Origin of the sequence: Bacillus sp. ISL-47, assembly GCF_018613175.1 — a bacterium.
Classification (GTDB): Bacteria; Bacillota; Bacilli; order Bacillales; family Cytobacillaceae; genus Cytobacillus.
Genome location: NZ_JAGGQS010000026.1, coordinates 1 through 23,234 on the forward strand (window position 1 = coordinate 1; position 23,234 = coordinate 23,234).

Consider the following 23,234-nt stretch of genomic DNA (forward strand, 5'->3'; position numbering starts at 1 on the left):
TTTGACGTTGAGCCGTTTTTTTGTGCATCAATTATCTTTTATAAGGAATTTTTATTCGTAGAAAAAGGGATTTAATCCGGTTGAATAACGATGAACGCCCGCCCCGCGGAAGCTTAAGCATCCTGGAGCGGAAATCAGCCTCTCACTACTTGTTTATAAAGCTGCAAAGTTTGCGAAAACAGCAATTAAATTAACTAACTTTATTAATAGAAATATCAAAATATATTGACAATCTATAGTAAAAGTGTAAAATTACACTAAAAACACTGATGGTTTCCAGGTTTCTCTTATAATTTCTTCATTCAATGGTTAAATTCCAAGATGGTCAGGAACTTTTTGTCAGTTGCTTGCGTCTATACTTATGGAAGCTGTCAATGAGTATTGAAAATAGCCATTTGTTTTTAATAGCAGCTAATTTACGGGTTTAAACTGGTCCCAAAATAAAGAAAAAAGAGTCAGGGCCATTTTCAATTCATGTTTATATTTTTAATTGGGGGAGATTGGGTTGCGCAGAAAAATTAATATTATCATTATGGTTTTTTTATGTTTATTCCTCATGGTCAGTCCCTTGCAAACCGCAGGGGCTGGAAACACAGAGATCAAAGTTACGCTTGATGAAGGATTTGGCGGAAAGGTAAAGCGGGGAAAGGGATTTCCGCTGCGGATAAAGCTTGAAAATACGGGAGAGTCTTTTAGCGGTGATTTGTTAATAAGCTATCATCCTTCCTATAATACCGGCGGTGCGATCTCGGTGGATGTGGAGCTTCCGGCAGGCAGCATGAAAGAATACTTGGTTTCCATGCCAGGTATGACGGAGGATCACCCCTCCATTTATCAAAATATCCCTTCGCTGACTCTTTATCAAGGAGATTGGAAGAATGGAAAAAAAGTTAGCTTCAAAGGCGAAGATACCATAAAACCAAAGTTTATAGATATGAGTTCTAAGGCTGTTGGAGTCTTAAGTGAAAAATATGACCGATTAAAAGAACTTAGGACGCTACCTTCCATGTCTATTCAGATGATTGAACTAAAAAAAGAAGAATTGCCAAATCAGTCTATTGGATTGGAAACGCTTGATTATTTGCTGGTGGATGAATATGGGGTTTCTCAGCTGAGTGAACAGCAGCAAATAGCAATTAAGGATTGGGTTTATAACGGTGGAGTATTAATTGCTGGGGCAGCGCCGGATGCAAGCCAATCCTATGGGGAGCTATATTCATTGCTTCCAATGAAAGCTGAAAATGAAACAACTGGTGCAGCTGATTTCTTGCAGAGCACTAAAGATACACAGCGGGACTTTGATGAGCTGAATTTTTTTACAGGCCCGGTAGATAAGGATTCCGCTATTATTTCGAAAAGCGGTGAGCTTCCAGTTACCTTGGTAAAAGAATTTGGGAGCGGTTCGATTCTGCAAACTGCTTTTTCACTGGGGGATGAGCCCTTAGCCTCCTGGAAGGGATACAGCACCTGGTTTGCCGGCTTTTTAAAGCATGCTTCTAGTGCCAGCACAGGGTCAAATCCGTATGGACAGGAATACCTGGACCAGCTTTATTGGGAATTTGCAGAAGCAAATGAATTCTTTCCTGCATCTAATTTCTCGATAGGGCAGTTAATTGGGCTATTTGCGGGTTATATTGTTTTGATTGTACCTGTTTTATATTTTGTCCTAAGAAAGCTTGATAAAAGGGAGCATTCCTGGTGGGTCATCCCTTCGCTTGCATTTTTAATGGCAGCTGCTGTCTTTGGGATGGGGGCGAAAGATCGGATATCACAGCCGCAGCTTAATCAAATGGGGATTTTCAAGGTGAATAATCAGCTTTTAAGCGGATATCAGGCCTCAACCTTATTATCAAATAAAAGTGGTGAATATAAACTATCAATGCCTAAAAGTGAATTTAATGCTGTTGTGCATACAAACAATTCTTCCACCTTTGATCCGTTAAGGGGCGGAATCATGGCGGAAAAAATTAAACACAATGAAATTATTTTTCCTAAGGTGGATTATTGGTCTTCTAAAACCATATATGGAAAAGCTCAGACCGAAATAAAGGAGAAATTTACGGCTGACCTGACTTTAAAAGACAAGAGCTTAACAGGTACCATCACAAATGGGTTTGATTACGATTTTGAAGAATTATACATTTGGTCTGGCAATGAAGCTATTAAATTGGGGCCGCTAAAGAAAGGCGAAACAATAAACGTAGATAAGACAACAAAACAGTCCTTGCTGACAAGACCGTATGCAGGAAGTTTTAATGGATCATACCCGAACAACGGCAATAATGATATCAGCCAGTTAAGGAAAGAAAGACTGGAATTTGCTTCCTCGACATTTTTGCTTGGAGATGTGTCACAGCCAGTCCTTGCAGGGATAACGAAAGATGCAGTTATAAACGTAACAATCGATAAGAAAAATGAGAAGCAAAACAATACCAATCTAATATTGCAGCCATTCGAGGCAGTAAATGAGTTTTCTGGTTCATTTACTTTGAAAGATGGAATGATGGCCCCCGACTGGAATGTAATACAGGGCCAAATTTATGAAAAAGGAATGGGCGGATCCCATACAGAAATGATGTTGGAGGACGGAGAATATGAATATATTCTTAATCTGCCAAAACAGCTGGCAGATAAATCATATAGCCTTGATGAAATTTCTATTAGGATTAATAGCCATGCAGTCCAATATTCAGTTAAAAATCATAAAACCGATAAATGGCTGCCGATCGAACCGGATCAGCGCAGCTTAAAGCTGACCAGCAAGGACGATCTAAGCCAATTTATTTCGAAAGAAGGCAAATTCATATTGAAACTCTACAAATCAGCCCAGGGCGATCCTTATGTTCAATTGCCAGCAATTACGATTAAAGGGGAGGTGGCAAAATGATTGAAATGATTGATTTAACGAAAAGGTACGGGAAATTTACTGCACTTGACTCGTTAAACCTGACTATAGAAAAAGGCAGTGTGTTTGGATTTGTTGGACAGAACGGCGCGGGAAAATCGACGACATTTTCCATTTTAGCTACCCTGCTGGCCCCAACATCCGGAACTGCTTATGTGAATGGCTATAATGTTCAAAAGGAACCAAAGCAAGTAAGGAAACAGATCGGATATATGCCGGATTTCTTTGGAGTTTACGACCAGTTGAAGGCAGATGAATACCTGCATTTCTATGGAGCCAGCTATGGTATTCCGTTTGCGGAGAGGGAGAAGCTGATCCCGCAGCTTCTCGACCTCGTAAATTTGTCACACAAAAGAGATTCATATGTTGACCTTTTATCGAGGGGGATGAAGCAGCGCCTCTGTCTGGCGAGGTGCCTCATCCATGATCCTGAAGTATTGATTCTTGATGAACCCGCCTCAGGCCTAGATCCACGTGCAAGGGTGGAGATGAGGGAAATATTAAAGGAACTGAAGAGCATGGGTAAAACGATTTTAATTTCTTCCCACATTTTACCGGAGCTTGCCGAGATGTGCGATATTATCGGCATTATAGACAAAGGGAAATTGGTGGCCAAGGGTACAGTTGCTGATATACAGGCTCAGCTAAGAGGGGAGAGGCTAATTATTGTGAAAGTCCATGATGGGGCTGATCATGCGGTCTCCTTTTTTGAGGATGACCATAATGTCTCTAAATTGGCAGTGCTGGAGGACGGCTTGTCCTTCCAATTTATATACAAAGGAACTGTTGAAGAACAAACAGCTATGCTGAAAAAAGCAATACTTAATAATCTGGCTATTACCAGCTTTTCTGAAGTGGAGACAGACCTTGAAGATGTCTTCATGGAAATTACAAAGGGGGTTGAGCTGACATGAAGAATTTAGTGGTAAATCCTGTACTGAATAAAGAATTTAAGCTCCGCTTCCGTAACTTTAAGAGCTACCTGGGCGTCCTCTTTTACCTGCTTGCTCTTGGGTTAATAATCGTTGGTTTTATATTTATAGAATCATTGTCAAATAACATGCAGGGCTTTTTTAAACCGGAACAAAGCCGTACGATGTTTATGATTCTTTCTGTTTTGCAGCTTGGTTTAATTCTTTTTATTACACCGGGATTAACCGCAGGAGTCATCAGCAGTGAAAGGGAGAGGCAAACATTAAACATCATGCTGACTACTTCCCAAAGCTCCGCAAGTATTATATTGAGCAAGCTGATTTCATCTATTTCGTATTTGCTTCTGCTTATCGCGGCAAGTCTGCCGCTCTATAGCTTTGTATTTTTATTTGGCGGTGTTTCCCCTGGACAATTGCTCACGACAATGGGCTTTTATCTATTCACAATCCTTGCTTTTGGCAGCCTTGGGGTACTGTTTTCAACGCTCATTCGAAAAACCATTGTATCAATGGTAACTACCTATGGAGTTACTTTATTTTTGGCAGGAGGAACGGCTTTTCTGGCTTTAATCTTCATGCAGCTAAACAATGCTTACAATTATTCAGCGGTTCAGCCGACAAACCCTTTGGCCTATTTCCCGGCAATGCTGAACCCTGTTATTATTTTGATCAGTACGTTTGAACCCGAGATAACGAATGAAATAACCCGATCAACAGGCATTGAGTTTCCGTTATGGATATCTTATTTAATCTCGTATACTGTGATTTTCATAGGAGCTTTGCTGCTCAGCATCAGAAAACTCCGCCCCAATATGAAAAAGGGCTAAATGAATAGGGAAGTTCGGGCAATTTCTTTCTCCCTATAGCGGGGGGAGGGATGCCCGAGATCTTTAATAAGGGAATGAAACCAATGGAAGAGCGCATTCAATATCTAAAACTCTTAAAACCGATTAGACGGCAGATGCTGCTTCAGCTAATTGCTAGGGAATCGCAGGTGTTCCTTGCGTTAGCAGCGGCTTTGTCATTTCTTCTGATTACTGCTGCAAGGTTTATTGCCATTCCTTTTCTTGGCTATTATGTTTGGCCAATCCTTCTATTATCACTGCTCGTCTACGCCTACCGAATACGTAAACGCTGGCCGAGAATAGCAGAAGCGGCCGCCTTATATAACCGGTTCGTAGCGGAAGACAGAGTTATTACATCCTTTTCTTTTTTGCAGGATGAAGGAATTATAGCCAGGCTGCAGCTTGCTGATACCGTAAAGTTTATGAAAAAAGTGCATGATCAGGTCTTAGGAAGGAAGAAAACCATCCTTTGCCCTAAGCCTCTTTCACTGTTTTTTACTTTTCTTGCTGCCGCGGTGCTGCTTTATTTGATCCCCAGCGAAAAAATGGAACTGGCACAAAAACAGGAGAAGGAAATCAAACTAGTGCAAGAAGCAAAAAAGGAATTGGAGAAAAAAGCCGAGGAAGAAAAGAATCCTGCTGTGAAAAAGGCATTAGAAAGGGCAAAGGATACAATCTCCAAAAAAAAGTCAGCTGACGAGGCTTTAAAGGAATTGGCCAAACAAACGAAAAGTCTCGAATTAAAAGCGCTTAAAGTAAAAGAAAAATCAATGGCTCTGGAAAATATGAAATCAGGCCTGAATAAAAATGGGCTGGATCAACTAAGCCGCAAGCTGACTCAAAAAGATTTGGCCGCAATTGAACAAGAGTTGTCAAAGCTGAACGATCAGATGGATGAATTAAGTGTAGAGCAAAAAAAGGCATTGAGCGAGCTTACCGGGAGTGATGAGCCATTATCGGAAGAAGAGCTATCGAAGCTTTTGGAGCAGCTTGAAGAAGCGATGGAATCGGAAGAACTTTTAAAACAGCTGGCTGAAGCGCAGCAGGCACTGCAAAGTTCAGGATTGTCCCTTCAAAAGCAAATGGCTGCAAATGGAATGCCTCCTGGCCAATTGGCGTTTGCACCTCCAGGCCAGCCTGGCAGCCAGGGGACAGGTTCTATTTCCCCCCAGGGACAACAGCAAAATAATTCAGGGCAGCAAAATAATCAAAACCAAACAGGCAATAATTCCAGCAATGGAAATAATGGTTCAGGCGCAGGTTCCGGAAAAAGTTCAGGAAGCGGTTCGGGCTCTGGATCAGGCTCCGGCTCCGGTTCCGGAAATGGTTTGGGCAGCGGTCTTGGCGGCGGAGCAGGCCTCGGCCAGGGTTCAAGGGACCTGCTAACCATTCCATCTCATATGGAAGGACAGCAGAACATGGAGAATGATAATGGCACCCTCGGTGAAGGTAACTCAGGACAGCAATTTGAAGGGGATGGGCCAGTTTTGAAAGGAAGTATCAGGCCATACAGTGAGGTGTATGGAAATTATGAAAAAGCTTATAGGCAAAGCACGGATCGTTATAAGCTCCCAGCTGATTTAGAAGAAATAGTGAAAAATTATTTCACGGGTATAGATCCTGACAAGGAGTGACTTCAATGTCTGTTATGGAAGAAAAAGAACAGCAATTTGCACAAGCTGCTGAAACTTTTGCAAAAGTGAAAAAAGAAATTCAAGCATTTATGGTCGGCCAGGAAGAAGTGGTTGAACATGTTTTATGGAGTATTCTTGCAGGAGGACATGTACTTCTTGAGGGGCTGCCGGGACTTGGGAAAACGATGCTGATTAAAACAATATCAGAGGTACTTGATCTGAATTTTTCAAGAATACAGTTCACGCCGGATATCATGCCATCCGACATAACCGGCACGATGCTTCTTCAGCCTAATGAGGCTGGAAGGCAAACATTCAGTTTTCATAAAGGACCGTTATTCGCAAACATTATTCTCGCGGATGAGATCAACAGGGCTACACCAAAAACACAGAGTGCCCTGCTTGAGGCAATGGGTGAAAAAACCGTAACGATTATGGGCGAAACAAAGAACATGGAAAAACCTTTTTTCGTACTGGCAACACAAAATCCTATTGATATGGAAGGCACCTATCCTCTGCCTGAGGCGCAGACGGACCGTTTCCTTTGCAAGGTCAATGTTAAATATCCAACAAAAGAAGAGCTCAAAGAAATTGCACTAAGAACAACAGGGCCTCGAAGTAAACAGCTAAAAAAGGTAGCCGGGCTTGAGGAAGTTATTACACTTCAAGGGCTTTCCAGGGAAATCCTTGTTTCAGATGAAATACTGGATTATGCGGTTTGGATCATTACTGCAACACACCCTGAGTCAGAAGAGGCACCGGGAATAGTAAAGAATTTTGTTCAATATGGCAGCGGGCCTCGCGGGCTTCAGAGCTTAATCAATATGGCAAAGGCAAGGGCAATGTGCTCCGGTAGATACCATGTTTCTGTTGGCGATCTTAAACAAGTTGCACATCCTGTTCTAAGGCATCGCTTGATTTTGAACTTTGAAGGTGAAGCAGCGGGAGTTACTGCTGATTCAATCATTGGGGAACTAATAAGCGAAACCGTTCAGGGAGCAAAAAGCTGATGAACAATCAACAGGCTCTGCTTGGAAGGCTTCAAAAAAGAAGGGTTGTTGTTAAAACCAGAAAAAGGGGAATTCATGCAGGATCACGACAGTCTAATAAGTTTGGCTCTTCCATGGAATTCTCCGATTTTAGGGCCTATCAGCCTGGTGATGATATTCGCCAAATTGACTGGAATGTTTTCGGAAGAACCCAAAAGCATTATATCAAACGGTTTTTGGATGAACAGGAACTTTCCATTGCCGTTTATCTGGATGCAACCTCTTCAATGACAAAAATCCAATCGAAGTGGGAGCATGGAAAAGGGCTGGCGGCCGCATTGAGTTTTATGGTGCTTGCTGGTGAAGACCGGCTTTTATATGCTGCAATATCTTCTGATGGGATACATCCAGTGAAGAGAAAGGGTTCCGTTTACAGCAGGCGTACTTTCCTGGAAATTCAGAAATACGAAGGCGTTGCAGGATCCCAAAACTTTCTGGGCTGCATGAAAGACTCTTTATCAAAAAAGCAGCAGCTTGCTATTTTGGTAACGGATGGATTTGAACCAATTGAAGATTGGGAAAGTCTATTTAAGAAATTAAAAGGGATGAAACAGGAGTTTTGGTTTTTCCAGGTGCTGGCTAATGAAGAGCTGAACCCTTCCTATACGGGAGATATGAAACTAATAGATAGTGAAACAGGGACAGCAGTAAATATCAGTTTGAACCCTTCTATTTTATTTGACTATGAAAAACGTCTGAAGGAACATAATAAACAGCTTGAGGCCTTATGCAAACGGTATGGCGGCCAGTATATCTTTGCTCCTGAAGCCAGGGATCTACAGACGATTCTTTTCCGGGATCTTCCCGCAAAGGGGCTGGTAAGGTGACGAAAACATGCAATTTTTAAATCCTATTTATTTTATTTTAACTATTTTCATAGCTGCCGTTGTTTTATTTTACTTTTTTCGCAAGCAGTACATGAAAAGGACAGTTTCATCCAACATGCTATGGGAGCAGGTGTTAAACGAATGGCAGGCCTCTCCATGGCTGAAAAAGCTGCAGCAAAATCTTTTGTTCTGGCTGCAAATATTAGCCCTGCTGTTATTAATGCTTGCCCTTGTACGCCCGTTCTGGTTTGAACATGTATTAAAGGGTGAACACCTGATCCTTATTGCGGATCCCTCTGCCTCCATGTCAGCCGAAATGGATGACTCTACTCGGTTTGAAATGGCGAAGCAAGAAATGCTGGATTTGGCAGATAAGCTAAATGGCCAGGAAGTAACTTTGATTAAAGCAGGAGAGAAAAGCGAGATTCTAGTAAGCAGGGAAGATGATTCAGAAGAAATCAGCAAAAAAATCAACAGCCTGGAGCTCTCTTATGAGCATGAAAATATGGAGAAAGCACTCGTATTGGCAGATTCCTTATCCTCAGGGAAGGACACAGCTATCCATATCTTTTCCGACGCAGTTACTCCGGACAAAATAAAAGAAAAAATGGCTGGCCAATACACTGTTGTACATAACATTGGAGTGGACGAAGGAAATGTTTCGCTGCAGTCCTTTGGCACTGCAGCAGTAGCTGGTGAAATTTCAGCAGTTGCAGTGATAGAAAATCAATCTTCAAGAATGATAGAAACAGGCTTTAAGGTTCAAAATGAGGAAGAAGTTTTGTTCGAACAAAAAGTATCGTTAAAAGCAAATGAGGAAATGACCGTTCAGGTCCCTTCGCTGCCTGAAAAACCTTATTATGAGGCATCTATCTCAATTGAGGATGGCTACAGTGCTGATAATGTTGCTGCTTCCATATATACGGATTCAAAGCCAAAGATCTACACATTGGGAACGGTGAACCCATTTGCTGTAAAAGGCTTTCAAACCATCGGAGCAGAATTATTGCAGACAGATTCAGGAAACATTAGCGGATTGGATATTAAGGGAGTAGTTCTTGCCGAAGGGAGTAATCTACCGGATCTCCCGCAGCAGCCGCTTATATTTTTTAACAGCAGCAAAGAAAAGGTAAAGCTTGATGAAGGGATTACGGAAGAAGATGATACTCTCCTTCAATATGTTAATTTTGAAAAAGTGTTTATCGATTCTGCTTCTGCAGCCTTGGATGGAGAATGGGAATCTGTACTGAAAAGCGGTAGCATTCCATTAATACAAAAGGGTATGCTGAGTGGGCAGCCAATTATTATTGTGAATTTTGAACTGACCGATACTGACTGGCCACTGCAGCCAGGCTTTCCAATTTTCTTATATAATGCTTATCAATGGTTATCCCAGCAGACAGATTTCCTTGGTTATTTCAAGCCTGGTGAGGAGCGATGGATTAATGTAGGCGAGGGTTCGGATCGCTGGGAGGTTTTTAATCATAAAGATGAGAATTTGTACTCCTTGAATTTAAGCAAGGAAAACTTCAAAGCACCTGCCATTCCTGGAACCTACCAGGCTGTATCAGAAAATCAAATTTATTATTTTTCCGTGCTTCTCGATGAACGAGAAAAGAATACAAGAGCTGAAGAGTCCTATACAATGAATGAAAAATCATCAGAAAAAGACAGTATGACCCAAAAGCCAAATGAAAAACTCTGGTTCTGGCTGGCGTTAACTGCTCTTATTTTAATTGCTTTGGAATGGGAGGTATACCGCCGTGGGCATAGAGGTTAAATATCCCTTCCTGTTTTTGTTGTTTATTCCTGTTGTACTTTTGATTACTTTGTATATATGGAAACACCGGGCTAAGGGGAAAGAAGACTATTGGATTGCCGGCTTGAGGCTGGTGATTTTTTCTCTCTTAATTTTTGCACTGATCGTTCCGCAGGTTCTGCTGCCGGTAAAGGGAGAGACCGTCATTTTCCTTGCTGACCGTTCAGCGAGTATTGGTGAAAACGGGGAAGCGCTTGCCTGGATAGAAAATAGTGTCAGCTATAAGGAAAGCGATGATCAGTATGCGGTTGCCGCATTTGGCGAAAATGTGGCCCTTGAACAGAATCTGGGGAGGAATCGGGAGGCTGTAGCCCAATTTAATGGGAAAGTGGATGATTCGCAAACCAATTTGGAGGCTGGCTTGCAGTTCGCAGCATCATTGATGCCAAGAGATTCAGCTGGAAGAATCGTGCTTTTGTCAGATGGCAATGAAACTTCAGGCAACGGAATGGAGATAGCCTCCATTTTAAAAAATCGGAAAATAGAAGTGGATCATGTTTTGTTAAAATCAACCTCAGGTGAAGATGTATCTATTTCAGAACTTTCTGTCCCTCCTTCACTCTATTTGGGAGAAGAGGCTTCTATCACGGTAGAAGTGACAAGCAATACCAGTAAAAAAGCTGACATTCGCCTTTCAGTTAATCATAAAGAGGTTTTAAAGGAATCCGTTCGAGTAAATGAAGGAAAGAACGTTTATACCTTTACCCATAAAGCAGATACAGCCGGACTAACGGTATATAAGGCTGAAATAGCAGCTGCTCAGGATACTTTTACAGAAAATAATTCACTGCACTCGGTTGTAAATGTAAAAGGAACTCCAAAGGTACTGATTGTGGAGGGGACTGAATCGGGAAATATTGAGGAGCTTCTGGATGGTTCAGGCCTTGAGGCAGATACTGTTCAGCCTGAAAAACTTCCGACAGTTCTGTCGGGATATCTGCAATATCAGTCCATTATCTTTAACAATGTGCCAGCGACCGTTATCTCGGAAAATCAGATGAATTTAATGGAAAAAGCAGTGAAAGAATTTGGTACCGGCTTCATAATGATGGGCGGTGAGGAAAGCTTCGGGCTAGGAGGCTATTTCAAAACACCAATTGAAAAACTGCTTCCCGTGGAAATGGATATTAAGGGCAAGAAAGAAATGCCTTCATTGGGAATTGTACTTGTAATGGACCGATCAGGAAGTATGGCAGGAAGCAAAATCGAACTGGCCAAGGAAGCTGCTGCCCGCTCAGTGGAACTGCTTCGTGAAGAAGACACGCTTGGTTTCATTGCATTCGATGACCGGCCATGGAAAATCCTTGAAACAGAGCCGCTGAAGGATAAAAAGAAGGCAATTGATAAGATTAGGTCGATAACCCCCGGCGGGGGCACTGAAATCTTTACGTCTCTTGAACAAGCCTTCATGGAGCTGGAAGATCTGAAGCTTCAAAGAAAGCATATTATTTTGCTCACAGATGGACAGTCTGCAACGAATAGGGACTATGAATTATTAATTGAAAGCCGCAAAGAGAAAAACATTACACTTTCCACTGTTGCCCTTGGGCAGGATGCTGACAGAGGACTGCTTGAAGATCTTGCTGCAATGGGGTCGGGACGATACTATGATGTTACAGATTCATCAGTCATTCCGAGCATATTATCGCGCGAAACCGTGATGGCAACAAGAACCTATATAGAGGATAACCCCTTCTACCCAAGTGTTCAGCCATATCCAGAGTGGTCAGCACTTTTTGAAAATGGTGTTCCTCAAATGAATGCCTATATTGCTGCAACTGCAAAGCCGCGCTCGCAGGTTCCGGTATTGAGCGAAAAAGAAGATCCTGTTCTTGCTGAATGGCAGTACGGTATTGGCAGGACAATTGCCTTTACATCGGACTTCTCGGGAAAATGGTCAGGGGATTGGGCGCGCTGGGAAAAATGGCCTTTGTTTATTAATCAGCTTGTTACAAAGACCTTGCCGCAGTATGAAAGTGAACCCTACAGGATTTCCATTGAAAAAAGGGATGGAAGTACGGTGCTAAACCTTGAGTCTGCAAATAGCGTATCACTCCCTATAGAGACCTCCATTGTTTCAGAAACAGGCGAGCAGATTGAAGCGAATACAAGGCTAATCGCCCCGGGTAAATATGAAGCGATCCTGCCCGAAAGCACTGGGATGTATTTTTTGAACATTAAACAGACAGATCAAAATGGAAATGTCCATATCCATCAGACTGGCTTTACCATTCCGTATTCAGCAGAATATCTGCAAAAGGGAGCCAATAAAGAGCATTTGGAGGAACTTTCCAAGCTGACAGGGGGCAAAGGACTTGAGGCTGAAAAAGACAGCTTTCGCCCGTTAAAGACCCCTGCCAGTACAAAACAGCCGATCAGCGAATGGCTGATCTTGGCGGCGTTTCTGCTCTTTTTCACTGAAATAGCTATAAGGCGATTCGGCTTGATAGGTCTAGCTGGAGGAATTATAAAGAAAAACAGAAAGAAAGCAGAAGTAGAAAATCGTGGACAAACAGAAAAGTTTGCAAAGCTGAAACGTGCCCGGCAAAAGACAGTTAAAGCTGAAAAAGCTCCGGGTCAAGAAGATCAGCTTTCAATAGAAAAACCGATCGTTAAACCAGAAAGGAAAAAGCAAACTCCATCAAGACAGCCTGAAACACTCACACCGAAAGAACGGGAAGAGCGTATGAAAAGGCTGCTGGATGCGAAAAACAGAAAAAATAAGTAGAAGCGGAGCGAAATGCTATGCTTTTGCTTCTCTGCATTCAAAATTCCATTTCGAATGGATTATCTCCATTATAAAACAAAGAAAGGCCAAGTCCCTTAAAAGGTTACCGGTTTAACAGCAATAGGTTGATTGGAACGGAAGGTGCGAGCATCCTCGAAAATGAATATTCGAGGATGCTTATTCAAAGTCCTGCGGGAACAGCGAGACAGGTGAGACCCCGCAGGCGCTTTAGCGCTGAGGAGGCTCACCTCACGCCCCGCGGAAAGCGAAGCATCCAGGAGTGGAAATCAACCGGCCAATCTAACAAGGCAACCCTTTATGGACTTTTTCAGTGGCCTTGCCTATCATGTAAAGATATTTTCTTGACATGCCATGCACTTCTATGTAAACTTACTTTGTAAAGGCTTTTCACTTAACAAGGGGGAATAGGGATGCTCGAAAAGACAACGAGGATGAATTACCTCTATGACTTTTATCAATCGTTGTTGACTCCTAAGCAGAGAAGCTATATGTCCCTGTACTACCTGGATGATTTTTCGCTTGGAGAGATTGCCGAGGAATATGAAGTTAGCCGGCAAGCGGTTTACGACAACATTAAACGTACAGAAGCAATGCTTGAAGAGTATGAAGAAAAGCTGTTATTATTTCATAAATTTCAAGAGCGCAGTAAGCTGATTGCAAACATGAAAAAGATGCTGAAGGAAGAATACCCTTCCGCGGAGGCATTGACTGAAGCAGTAGCAGAGCTTGAGAAATTAGATTAGGAGGCGGCATATATGGCATTTGAAGGATTAGCCGACCGACTGCAAAATACAATCCAGAAGATCCGCGGAAAAGGAAAAATTAATGAAGCGGATGTAAAAGAAATGATGCGTGAAGTCCGTCTCGCCTTATTGGAAGCGGACGTTAACTTCAAAGTCGTCAAAGAGTTTGTCAAAAAAGTAAGCGAGCGCGCTGTCGGCCAGGAAGTGCTAAAGAGCCTGACGCCGGGCCAGCAGGTAATCAAGGTTGTTAAAGAGGAATTAACGGAACTGATGGGCGGAGAGCAGAGCAGGATTGCTGTTTCGAATCGTCCGCCAACTGTTATTATGATGGTCGGACTTCAGGGCGCCGGTAAAACGACAACAACTGGAAAGCTTGCGAACCTGCTTCGCAAAAAGTACAACCGCAATCCGATGCTGGTAGCTGCAGATATTTACCGGCCTGCTGCGATTAAGCAGCTTGAAACGCTTGGCAAACAGCTGAATATGCCAGTCTTTTCCCTTGGTGATCAGGTCAGTCCTGTTGAAATTGCAAAGCAGGCCATCGCAAAGGCCAAGGAAGAACATAATGATTATGTTCTAATCGATACGGCGGGAAGACTGCATGTGGATGAGGCACTCATGGATGAGCTTAAGCAAATCAAAGAGCTTTCTAATCCGGATGAAATATTCCTTGTTGTAGATGCCATGACAGGTCAAGATGCAGTGAATGTTGCCCAGAGCTTCAATGAACTGCTTGGATTGACTGGGGTTGTATTGACAAAGCTGGATGGCGATACTCGTGGCGGAGCTGCATTATCCATTAGATCCGTAACGAACACGCCAATTAAATTCGTCGGTCTTGGCGAGAAATTGGATGCGCTTGAAGCATTCCATCCAGAACGGATGGCTTCCCGTATTTTAGGTATGGGCGACGTCCTTTCCTTAATTGAAAAAGCACAGGCCAATGTGGATGAAGAAAAAGCGAAAGAGCTCGAGCAGAAAATGCGCACTGCTTCCTTCACATTTGATGACTTTTTGGATCAGCTTGGACAGGTCCGCAATATGGGGCCGCTTGACGAGCTTTTGAAAATGATGCCTGGTGCCAACAAAATTAAAGGCTTGAATAATATTCAAATTGACGAGAAGCAAATTACTCACGTTGAAGCGATTATTAAAGCGATGACAAAGGAAGAGAAAACTCATCCGGAAATTATCAATTCAAGCCGCCGCAAACGGATTGCAAAAGGAAGCGGAAGGACTGTTCCTGAGGTAAACCGTCTGCTGAAGCAATTTGAAGATATGAAAAAGATGATGAAGCAGATGGCTGGCATGCAGCAAAAGGGAAAGAAAAAGGGCGGATTTAAGCTTCCTTTTAATCCTTTTTAAGCCGTCGGAAAGCTTTTTATACCCTTTTCATAACATGTAAAGAAAAAAACCTTTACAAACTAATTAACTATCTGATATTATACTATCTTGTGTGAAACTATTCGGAGGTGCTTATTTATTATGGCAGTAAAAATTCGTTTAAAGCGTATGGGTGCTCACAAAAACCCTTTCTATCGTATCGTTGTAGCTGATTCTCGTTCTCCTCGTGACGGACGTTTCATTGAAACAGTTGGAACTTACAATCCGGTTGCTCAACCAGCAATCGTTGATATCAATGAAGAGTTGGCTCTTAAATGGCTACAGACTGGTGCAAAGCCATCTGATACAGTACGCAACCTTTTCTCTAAGCAAGGCATTATGGAGAAATTCCATAACGCTAAAAACGGTAAGTAATTCATTATAAGATGAAAGAGCTTATCGAAACGATTGTTAAGCCCCTTGTTGATTTTCCGGAAGATGTTCAAGTGAATGTCCAAGAAGAGGATCAGCGCGTAACCTATCAGCTTTCTGTCAACAAGAATGACATGGGGAAAGTAATTGGGAAGCAAGGGCGCGTTGCGAAAGCAATACGGACTGTTGTTTATGCAGCAGGTTCGTCAGAACAAAAGAAGATCTTTTTAGAGATCATAGAATAACACTGAAAGTTATGGCCTCCAGCGGCCAGAACTGGATGTCACTAAAAAAGGAGGGGATTCCCCTCCTTTTTTTACAATTAAAAAAATGCTGCTTTCTGAATGTTCATCGCTTCTAAACTTAAAACTAGGTACAACAACCACTGAGTTGATTGAAGCGGAAGGTACTTGATCCTCGAAAATACATTCGCATTTTCTCGTGCGATGTTTATTCAGTGTCCTGCGGGAAGTGAGGAGGCTCTCATTTTTCCCCGCGGAAAGCAAGTGCCTGAAACGGAATTCAACGGGCAGAATAGATAAATAAAACATCAATCTAAGAAAAAGAACAAAAAATAAACATCGCCAACTAAGAATCGACATGATTGTCAGGGAAGCCGGGTTTGCTTCCGGCTATTGCGTTTGGGAGGCGCTGTAGATGAAAATTATTCAATCAGTAACAGTCAAACAGGTGTTAACAGAGAATAGCAAGAAAGAATTGCTGGAGGGGTATGCTGAAAAAAAGCAGCAGCTGCAGAAAGAATGCGACCAGCTCCGATTTGAGTTGAAAAAGCAGGAAAAAACAAAAAAAATCCACCCGGCCAGTTTAATGAAGCATTTTGAAAAGGAAATTCAAATGAGGCAGGAAAAAGTTAAACTGCTCGATTTCCAAATAGAACAATTACATATGCTACCACTAGGGAGCGAATTGAAAGAAAAGGAAATCCAGGCGATTATCGAGGTTGAAGAGGGTTCTCGCTGGGAAGACATAGAAAAAGGGAAAACAATTATCATTAAAGATGGTATTGTTGATGAAATCCGCTAGAGGTGATCGTTAATATGCAGAAATGGTTTAATGTTGGGAAAATCGTAAACACCCATGGCATTAAAGGAGAAGCAAGAGTGATATCCAAAACAGACTTTTCGGACGAAAGATATAAGCCGGGAAGCAAGCTATACTTATTTATGCCGGACTCTAAAACAGAACCTATTGAGCTGACGGTGAAATCCCATCGTACTCATAAGACATTTGATTTGCTTACCTTTGAAGGGTACGAAAATATAAACCAGATTGAAAAAATGAAGGGCGGCATTTTGAAAGTATCTGAAGATCAGCTGGGGGCTCTCGAGGAAGATGAGTTCTATTATCATGAGATAATCGGCTGTACGGTGGAAACGCTTGAAGGGGAAGAGGTAGGCAAAATCAAAGAAATCCTTTCGCCTGGAGCCAATGATGTTTGGGTGCTTAAAGGAAAAGGCGGTAAAGAGATTCTGATTCCATATATTGAGGATGTTGTCAAAGAAGTAGATGTGAAAGAGAAGCGAATAGTAATCAACCCGATTGAAGGGCTGCTTTCATGATGAAGATTGATGTTCTTTCACTTTTTCCGGAAATGTTTGATGGCGTTTTTGGGCATTCCATTTTAAAAAAAGCAGCTGATAATGGTGCAGTGGAATATAATGTCGTCAATTTTAGGGAGTATGCGGATAACAAGCATAAAACAGTGGATGACTATCCCTATGGCGGTGGAGCAGGAATGGTATTAAAACCGCAGCCAATTTTTGATGCTGTGGACAATCTCCGGGGCGAAGGAGAGACAAAACCAAGGGTTATCTTGCTTTGCCCTCAGGGTGAGCGGTATACACAGCGGAAAGCAGAAGAACTGGCCGAGCTGGACCATCTAATTTTTGTTTGCGGACATTATGAAGGGTACGATGAAAGAATTCGGGAACATGTTGTAACCGATGAGATTTCGATTGGGGATTTTGTTCTTACCGGCGGCGAGCTGGGGGCGATGGTTGTAATCGACAGCGTTGTGCGTTTGCTTCCAGGTGTTCTGGGCAATGAAGAATCCCATAAGAAAGACTCGTTCAGCACCGGATTCCTTGAGCATCCTCATTATACTCGGCCTGCTGATTTCCGTGGGATTAAGGTGCCGGATGTTTTAATGTCAGGCAATCATCGGCTTATCGAAGATTGGCGGGGGAAGGAATCGATAAGAAGAACCTACTTAAGGCGCCCCGATTTGCTTGAGGAAGCCGATTTAACAAAAGATCAGAAAAAATGGCTTGAAGAAATAAGAGCAGAAATCAACAGGTAACTCTAATAAAGTTAAAAAAGAAGATAAATAACATTGAAGTTGCCGTCCATGTATGGTATGATACTTTTTGTGACTTAGGCTGAACTTGTTCAGTTTGCGTCTGATAAAGATGTTCCGCTGCAAACAAAAGGTTGTGCAAGAGCGTCTGTTGAGAGGAGTTGAAAACGATGCAAAAATTAATCGAAGAAATCACAAAAGAACAACTTCGTACAGACCTTCCTTCTTTCCGTCCAGGTGATACTGTACGTGTACACGTTAGTATTGTTGAGGGAACACGTGAGCGTGTTCAGGTATACGAAGGTGTTGTGATTAAGCGTCGTGGTGGTGGAATCAGCGAAACTTTCACAGTTCGTAAGATTTCTTACGGTGTAGGCGTTGAGCGTACATTCCCTGTACACACACCAAAGATTGCGAAGCTTGAAGTTATCCGCCGCGGTAAAGTCCGCCGTGCGAAACTTTACTACTTGCGTAACCTACGCGGTAAAAAAGCTCGTATCAAAGAAATTCGCTAATAAATCGAAAAGCGAAAGCGCCACAAATGATCGTCGACTAACAACCGCCACGTCCTGTGGCGAACGTCGACGTCAGCACATCCTGTGCAAGTCCGACAAGCATAAGACGAATCACGCAGGAGGCGTTAGCCTCTGGAGTGATTTGGCTTATGACCTCGAGGGCTAGGCGCTGCAGCTGGACAATGAGAGAAAAGAAGGAGCTTGATTATCAAGCTCCTTTTTCTTTCATTAACTTTTGATCTTCGATAACTATCCAGCTCCAGATGCATCGGCTCGAGGGCTTTGTCGCCTATATTCGGGCGCTTTGCGCTTTTCTTATTTATGCTAATAATATTACATAAATGTTAAATAATATATAAATCAGATTCCCATCGTGTTTATTGAGACAAATTTTTGTAAAATAAAAAATAGAAAACACTTCCTGCAATAATTTGAGATGCAGAGCGTTTCCCTGAAGGACAGACGGGCCTAAGGATAATTTTTGACTGAAGAATGGTGGGGAATTGAATGGCGAAAAAGAAAAATGAGTTGTGGGAATGGACAAAGGCACTTGTGATCGCAGTCCTGTTAGCGGCAGTTATAAGATATTTTTTATTTGCTCCGATTGTGGTCGACGGTTTGTCCATGATGCCTACTTTGCATGACCAGGACAGAATGATTGTGAACAAATTCAGCTATAAAATCGGAGAGCCTGAACGCTTTGATATTATCGTTTTCCATGCGCCTGAAAACAAGGATTACATTAAAAGAGTGATCGGGCTCCCTGGAGATAAGATCGAATACAAAGATGATACGCTTTTTGTAAACGGGAAAGCGTACGAAGAGCCTTATTTAGATGCGTATAAAAAGCAGGTTATAGACGGTCCATTAACAGAACCGTTTACGCTTAAAGAAAAAATAGGGCAGGAAACAGTGCCGGAAGGGCATTTGTTTGTAATGGGCGATAACCGTCGGTTCAGCAAGGACAGCCGCCATATTGGGCCTGTTCCGCTGGAAGATGTATTAGGTGATGCCGGCGTTATTTACTGGCCAATAGAAGATATTCGGATTGTGAATTAAAGAAACAGTTCAAAAGGACCGGACTTATCTTCCTTTTTGAACATTTACTTAAAGCAGGAGGTGCCAGCCATGACCATCCAATGGTTTCCCGGCCATATGGCGAAAGCCCGCAGGCAGGTTACAGAAAAACTAAAGCTGGTAGATATCATCTTTGAACTTGTCGATGCAAGAATTCCGTATTCTTCTCGAAATCCGATGATTGACGAAATCATTCAGCATAAGCCGCGTCTTGTTTTGCTGAATAAAGCGGATATGGCAGATAAAGAAGCTACAAATCAGTGGATAAAATATTTTAAAGAAAAAGGTGTCAGAGCCATAGCCATAAATTCGCAGGCAGGACAGGGCATGAAAGAAATTGTGACTGCCTCACAGGATATACTGCAAGAAAAATTTGACCGCATGAAAGCGAAGGGTGTTAAACCAAGAGCGATTCGTGCGATGATCGTGGGAATTCCGAATGCCGGAAAATCAACTCTGATCAACCGACTTGCTAAAAAGAATATTGCCAAGACAGGAAATACTCCCGGTGTTACCAAAGCCCAGCAGTGGATAAAAGTAGGCAAGGAACTGGAACTGCTGGATACGCCAGGAATTCTCTGGCCTAAATTTGAAGACCAGGAAGTTGGGCTTAAGCTTGCCCTGACAGGAGCAATCAAAGATACCATTTTGAATTTGCAGGATGTTGTTGTGTATGCTCTGCGCTTCCTTGAAAAAAGGTATCCGGATAGGATGAAAGACCGTTATCAGCTTGAAGAGTTCCCGGCAGATATTGTAGAGCTGTTTGATAAAATTGGAAAACTGCGAGGCTGTCTGATGGGCGGCGGGGAAATTGATTATGATAAAGTAACTGAATTGGTTATAAGAGAATTCCGTTCAGAGAAACTGGGGCCAATTACATTGGAGCTTCCTCAGGAAATGGCTGAGAAAAGTGAAGCCGAATAAGTAAAAATGAGGCCTTCTAATAGTGGAAGGCCTTTATTTTTTTGAAGAAATGCCGATACATACATTAATGGGAAAAGGAGATAGAAATGGCAAGGTTAACGATTCGCCAGATTGAAGAGAAACTCAATACGATTGACATTCAGAACGATCCATTTATTCTTTCTATACAAAACGATGACAGGAAAGGTGTACAGCAGCTTTTAAATCAGTGGAATAGCCGGCAGGAGCTGCAAAAAAAGATTTATGAGAAGCATGTTGAAATGACACAATTTGAAAACAGATACAGGACTCAAGGCTTTCGGTTTATTGCAGGCATTGATGAAGTGGGCAGAGGGCCGCTTGCTGGACCTGTCGTGGCCGCAGCAGTGATTTTGCCGGAATCTTTTTTTCTGCCAGGCCTTGATGATTCAAAGAAGATTTCTGAACAAAAAAGAAATGAATTTTATGAAGAAATTCTGGCTAAAGCTGAGTCCATTAGCATTGGCCTAATTGAACCGGAGGAAATCGATCGCATCAATATTTTTGAGGCGACAAAAAAGGCGATGCTGTCAGCGATAGAAGGGTTGAATCCCAAGCCCGACTTTCTCTTGGTGGACGCGGTTAAGCTTCTAACGCCATATCCCTTGGAAGCGATTATTAAGGGAGACGGCAAAAGCATATCGATTGCGGCAGCATCGATCATTGCCAAGGTCACGAGAGACCGTCTGATGGCTGAAATCGCAGCAAGCTGCCCGCAATATGGATTTGCGCATAACATGGGTTATGGCACAAAGGAGCATCTTAACGCCATTAAAATACATGGCATAACTCCGCATCACCGAAAAAGCTTCGCTCCTGTCAAGGATTATATTACAGAAAGCAATTAGAAGGTGAAGAAATGAAGCCGTCTGAGATGATCAAGACATTAATAAGGCAAGACCAAGTCTACTCGGGAAAATCCGTCTCCTTTAGGCCTGGCCAAATAGTTAGCGGAAAAATTGTTAAGCTATTTCCAAATCAGACGGCAGAGGTTCAAATTGGGTCTCATAAAGCAATTGCGCAGCTTGAAATATCATTATCAGCCAATAGCCGATATTGGTTTAAAGTACAGCCTGGTGAGGGGAAGATTCGGCTCAAAGTGATGGAATCAGCAGGGAAAGCCGATATGGCTTCACCGATTGGAAGTCTTCTTGCCCAGCTTGCGTTGCCGGCATCAAAAGAAAATAAATTGCTTGTCCAATATTTTTTAAAGGAACAGCTTCCAATTACAGTTGAAACGCTGCAGCTGGCTTCCGATTGGCTTAGTGAAGGTGAATCCTTTGAAGACGGACTTCGAACAGTGAAGGAGTTAATCGTCAGGCAATTGCCCTATACTAAAGATGTGTTTTTAGCCTTATCTTCAGTTAATAATGGTGATTCAGTTTCAGTTCTTATGGATAAACTGCTGCAGGAGTTAAATCACAACGGTATAACTGCAATAGGCCAAAAAATAAGGATCCTATTAAATGATTTTACACAGACTGCAAGAGAAAAAACGGGTGCAGCTGCTGCAGCCGGACTGGCAGCCGAATGGCTGAGCACAAAGAGCCAGGCGAACTCGCTTGCGGCTTTTAACATCCTGAAGGCTCTGGAACTAGTAAAAGGGTCTGTGAATGAGGAAACGGCATTAAAGCAGGCAATAGATCGCTTGAGCCTAAGAAACCACCCCTCTGGGAAGCATCCAATTATGGATTGCATAAAGGGACTGCTCCAAACAAACCAATCCGGACAGAGGCAAGAGTTTATTTTAAATCTGGCAAAGCTGATCAGGGGAATGAGCGATTTTCAGGTGTCTAGCGGACAATCACAAGCTCTAAGTGATATTCAAAGGATTTTAAGCAGTATTCGAACAGGCCAAATATCATTTCCTGTGGAAAACAAAGTGACCATGCCTTTATTAAAAGAAGCCATGCTTTTATATTTGAACGATAAAGGCAGCAATTCAGATAACCGTTACTTATCCATGTTCGGTGAACCGGAATTGAAACTGGCATCAGGTAAGCTTGGCAGCTTTCTGGCAGAAGAGAATAAATCCTTGTCTTCTAAGCTCCAAAGACAGGAAAAAGCTATACTGGCAGATTTGAAAAATAGTATTCAGCCTGAAAGTATTTTTAGGGTTGACCAGAAAATTATTAAAGGCCAATTAAAAAAACTGATTCAGGCATTGGGGCTATCCCATGAACATGATATGGTTAATTTTTTGAAACAAGCGGAAGATGGGACTGCTGCAAAATGGGAATCGCTTAAACCCCTGCTTTTAGGCCTTTTAAGGGAAGAAGTGCCGTTTTCAGCTAAAGATGCTGCAGAAAGGCTTCTGCATAAAATAACCGGCTTCCAGGCTCTCTCACAGGAAGCTGGGCCACAGCAGCACTTTGTCTTTCAGATGCCTGTTCCATTATGGGGAAAAGTATCTGATTTGACGATGCAGTGGAGCGGCAGAAAAACAGAAACGGGAGAAATCGACCCCAGCCATTGCCGGGTGCTTTTTTATTTAAACCTGGAGCATCTAAAGGAAACCATCGTTGACCTGCATGTCCAAAACAGAATTATAAATATATCTGTTATTAACGAGCATGAGGCGATGAAGTCACTGGCAGCTCCACTAACTGGTAAATTAAAGGAAAGCCTGGCTAAACTGAATTATAAGTTGTCGACTGTTACCTTTCAAAACGCGGTGACAGCTGGCGATTCCTTAAAAAAGAGGGAATCATTTTCTTCTCTTGTAAAAGTAAACCAATTTACCGGGGTGGATTTGAGAGTATGAAAAAAGAGAATAATAGTCTAAGAAAAGAAGCTGTTGCACTTACATATGATCCACAGGGGCATGCTCCTCCTCAAGTATCGGCAAAGGGGAGGGGCGTGGTTGCTGAAAACATTCTCGCTAAAGCAAAGGCACACAACGTTCCCGTCCAGGAAGACTCTACTTTGGTTGAGCTTCTTGGAAAACTCGATATAAATGAAGGGATACCTGAAGAACTCTTTCAGGCAGTTGCTGAGGTTTTTGCTTTTATCTACAGGGCCGATCAAGAAGCAGGCAAAAAGCATGCAGGGAAATAATATATACTGCTAAACCAATATTTGTATTCCAGTCATAAAGAACAGTGAAATTGATAGCGTTTACATCA

The 23,234-nt window shown here is 42.4% G+C and carries 21 protein-coding genes; all 21 read left to right on the forward strand.

Going from position 1 to position 23,234, the window contains the following annotated elements; genetic code table 11:
• The first annotated feature begins 505 nt into the window (after positions 1 to 505).
• The 21 genes from J7I93_RS10040 (at position 506) to J7I93_RS10140 (ending at position 23,166) form a co-directional block, all read left to right on the forward strand.
• On the forward strand, positions 506 to 2,887 hold the full coding sequence (locus J7I93_RS10040) for a hypothetical protein (protein ID WP_214725735.1): 2,382 nt from the start codon (positions 506 to 508) through the stop codon (positions 2,885 to 2,887).
• Positions 2,884 to 3,819: an ABC transporter ATP-binding protein gene (locus J7I93_RS10045; RefSeq protein WP_214725736.1), complete on the forward strand. Its 936-nt coding sequence runs from the start codon at positions 2,884 to 2,886 to the stop codon at positions 3,817 to 3,819. The genes J7I93_RS10040 and J7I93_RS10045 overlap by 4 nt, the downstream gene beginning before the upstream one ends.
• Positions 3,816 to 4,664 (forward strand): ABC transporter permease, encoded by an 849-nt coding sequence (locus tag J7I93_RS10050; RefSeq protein ID WP_214725737.1) that lies wholly within the window; start codon positions 3,816 to 3,818, stop codon positions 4,662 to 4,664. The genes J7I93_RS10045 and J7I93_RS10050 overlap by 4 nt, the downstream gene beginning before the upstream one ends.
• Before the next feature lie 50 nt (positions 4,665 to 4,714).
• Positions 4,715 to 6,316: a hypothetical protein gene (locus tag J7I93_RS10055; RefSeq protein WP_214725738.1), complete on the forward strand. Its 1,602-nt coding sequence runs from the start codon at positions 4,715 to 4,717 to the stop codon at positions 6,314 to 6,316.
• A 5-nt stretch (positions 6,317 to 6,321) separates the two neighbouring features.
• Positions 6,322 to 7,326, forward strand: coding sequence for an AAA family ATPase (locus J7I93_RS10060; protein ID WP_214725739.1), 1,005 nt, complete (start codon positions 6,322 to 6,324; stop codon positions 7,324 to 7,326).
• Positions 7,326 to 8,192, forward strand: a complete 867-nt coding sequence (locus tag J7I93_RS10065) for a DUF58 domain-containing protein (RefSeq protein ID WP_214725740.1) — start codon at positions 7,326 to 7,328, stop codon at positions 8,190 to 8,192. The genes J7I93_RS10060 and J7I93_RS10065 overlap by 1 nt, the downstream gene beginning before the upstream one ends.
• Positions 8,193 to 8,199: 7 nt before the next feature.
• Complete coding sequence (locus J7I93_RS10070; protein WP_214725741.1) at positions 8,200 to 9,972, forward strand: vWA domain-containing protein; 1,773 nt, start codon at positions 8,200 to 8,202, stop codon at positions 9,970 to 9,972.
• Entirely contained in the window at positions 9,956 to 12,739 is a 2,784-nt protein-coding gene (locus tag J7I93_RS10075; protein ID WP_214725742.1) for a VWA domain-containing protein, read from the forward strand. The genes J7I93_RS10070 and J7I93_RS10075 overlap by 17 nt, the downstream gene beginning before the upstream one ends.
• Before the next feature lie 431 nt (positions 12,740 to 13,170).
• Positions 13,171 to 13,503, forward strand: coding sequence for a putative DNA-binding protein (locus J7I93_RS10080; protein ID WP_214725743.1), 333 nt, complete (start codon positions 13,171 to 13,173; stop codon positions 13,501 to 13,503).
• A gap of 12 nt (positions 13,504 to 13,515) precedes the next feature.
• Positions 13,516 to 14,868, forward strand: a complete 1,353-nt coding sequence (ffh, locus tag J7I93_RS10085) for a signal recognition particle protein (protein ID WP_214725744.1) — start codon at positions 13,516 to 13,518, stop codon at positions 14,866 to 14,868.
• A 120-nt stretch (positions 14,869 to 14,988) separates the two neighbouring features.
• The gene (gene rpsP, locus J7I93_RS10090) at positions 14,989 to 15,261 is read left to right on the forward strand and encodes a 30S ribosomal protein S16 (protein WP_026585563.1); all 273 of its coding nucleotides are present in this window, start codon (positions 14,989 to 14,991) and stop codon (positions 15,259 to 15,261) included.
• An 11-nt stretch (positions 15,262 to 15,272) separates the two neighbouring features.
• Positions 15,273 to 15,503, forward strand: coding sequence for a KH domain-containing protein (locus J7I93_RS10095; RefSeq protein WP_009330783.1), 231 nt, complete (start codon positions 15,273 to 15,275; stop codon positions 15,501 to 15,503).
• Positions 15,504 to 15,915: 412 nt separating this feature from the next.
• Positions 15,916 to 16,302 carry a YlqD family protein gene (locus tag J7I93_RS10100; RefSeq protein ID WP_214725745.1) on the forward strand — a complete coding sequence of 129 codons (387 nt, stop codon included), beginning with the start codon at positions 15,916 to 15,918 and terminating at the stop codon, positions 16,300 to 16,302.
• Between the two features lie 14 nt (positions 16,303 to 16,316).
• On the forward strand, positions 16,317 to 16,838 hold the full coding sequence (gene rimM / locus J7I93_RS10105) for a ribosome maturation factor RimM (RefSeq protein WP_214725746.1): 522 nt from the start codon (positions 16,317 to 16,319) through the stop codon (positions 16,836 to 16,838).
• Positions 16,838 to 17,578, forward strand: a complete 741-nt coding sequence (gene trmD, locus J7I93_RS10110) for a tRNA (guanosine(37)-N1)-methyltransferase TrmD (protein WP_214725817.1) — start codon at positions 16,838 to 16,840, stop codon at positions 17,576 to 17,578. The genes rimM and trmD overlap by 1 nt, the downstream gene beginning before the upstream one ends.
• Positions 17,579 to 17,745: 167 nt before the next feature.
• Positions 17,746 to 18,090: a 50S ribosomal protein L19 gene (gene rplS, locus J7I93_RS10115; RefSeq protein WP_009330779.1), complete on the forward strand. Its 345-nt coding sequence runs from the start codon at positions 17,746 to 17,748 to the stop codon at positions 18,088 to 18,090.
• Between the two features lie 507 nt (positions 18,091 to 18,597).
• Positions 18,598 to 19,149 (forward strand): signal peptidase I, encoded by a 552-nt coding sequence (gene lepB, locus J7I93_RS10120; protein ID WP_214725747.1) that lies wholly within the window; start codon positions 18,598 to 18,600, stop codon positions 19,147 to 19,149.
• Positions 19,150 to 19,218: 69 nt separating this feature from the next.
• Positions 19,219 to 20,091, forward strand: coding sequence for a ribosome biogenesis GTPase YlqF (gene ylqF / locus J7I93_RS10125; RefSeq protein ID WP_214725748.1), 873 nt, complete (start codon positions 19,219 to 19,221; stop codon positions 20,089 to 20,091).
• Positions 20,092 to 20,177: 86 nt separating this feature from the next.
• Positions 20,178 to 20,957: a ribonuclease HII gene (locus J7I93_RS10130; protein WP_214725749.1), complete on the forward strand. Its 780-nt coding sequence runs from the start codon at positions 20,178 to 20,180 to the stop codon at positions 20,955 to 20,957.
• 11 nt (positions 20,958 to 20,968) lie between these two features.
• A complete protein-coding gene (locus tag J7I93_RS10135) occupies positions 20,969 to 22,873 on the forward strand; it encodes a hypothetical protein (protein WP_214725750.1) in 1,905 nt (634 codons plus the stop codon).
• A complete protein-coding gene (locus tag J7I93_RS10140) occupies positions 22,870 to 23,166 on the forward strand; it encodes an EscU/YscU/HrcU family type III secretion system export apparatus switch protein (protein ID WP_214725751.1) in 297 nt (98 codons plus the stop codon). The genes J7I93_RS10135 and J7I93_RS10140 overlap by 4 nt, the downstream gene beginning before the upstream one ends.
• The last annotated feature ends 68 nt before the right edge of the window (positions 23,167 to 23,234 follow it).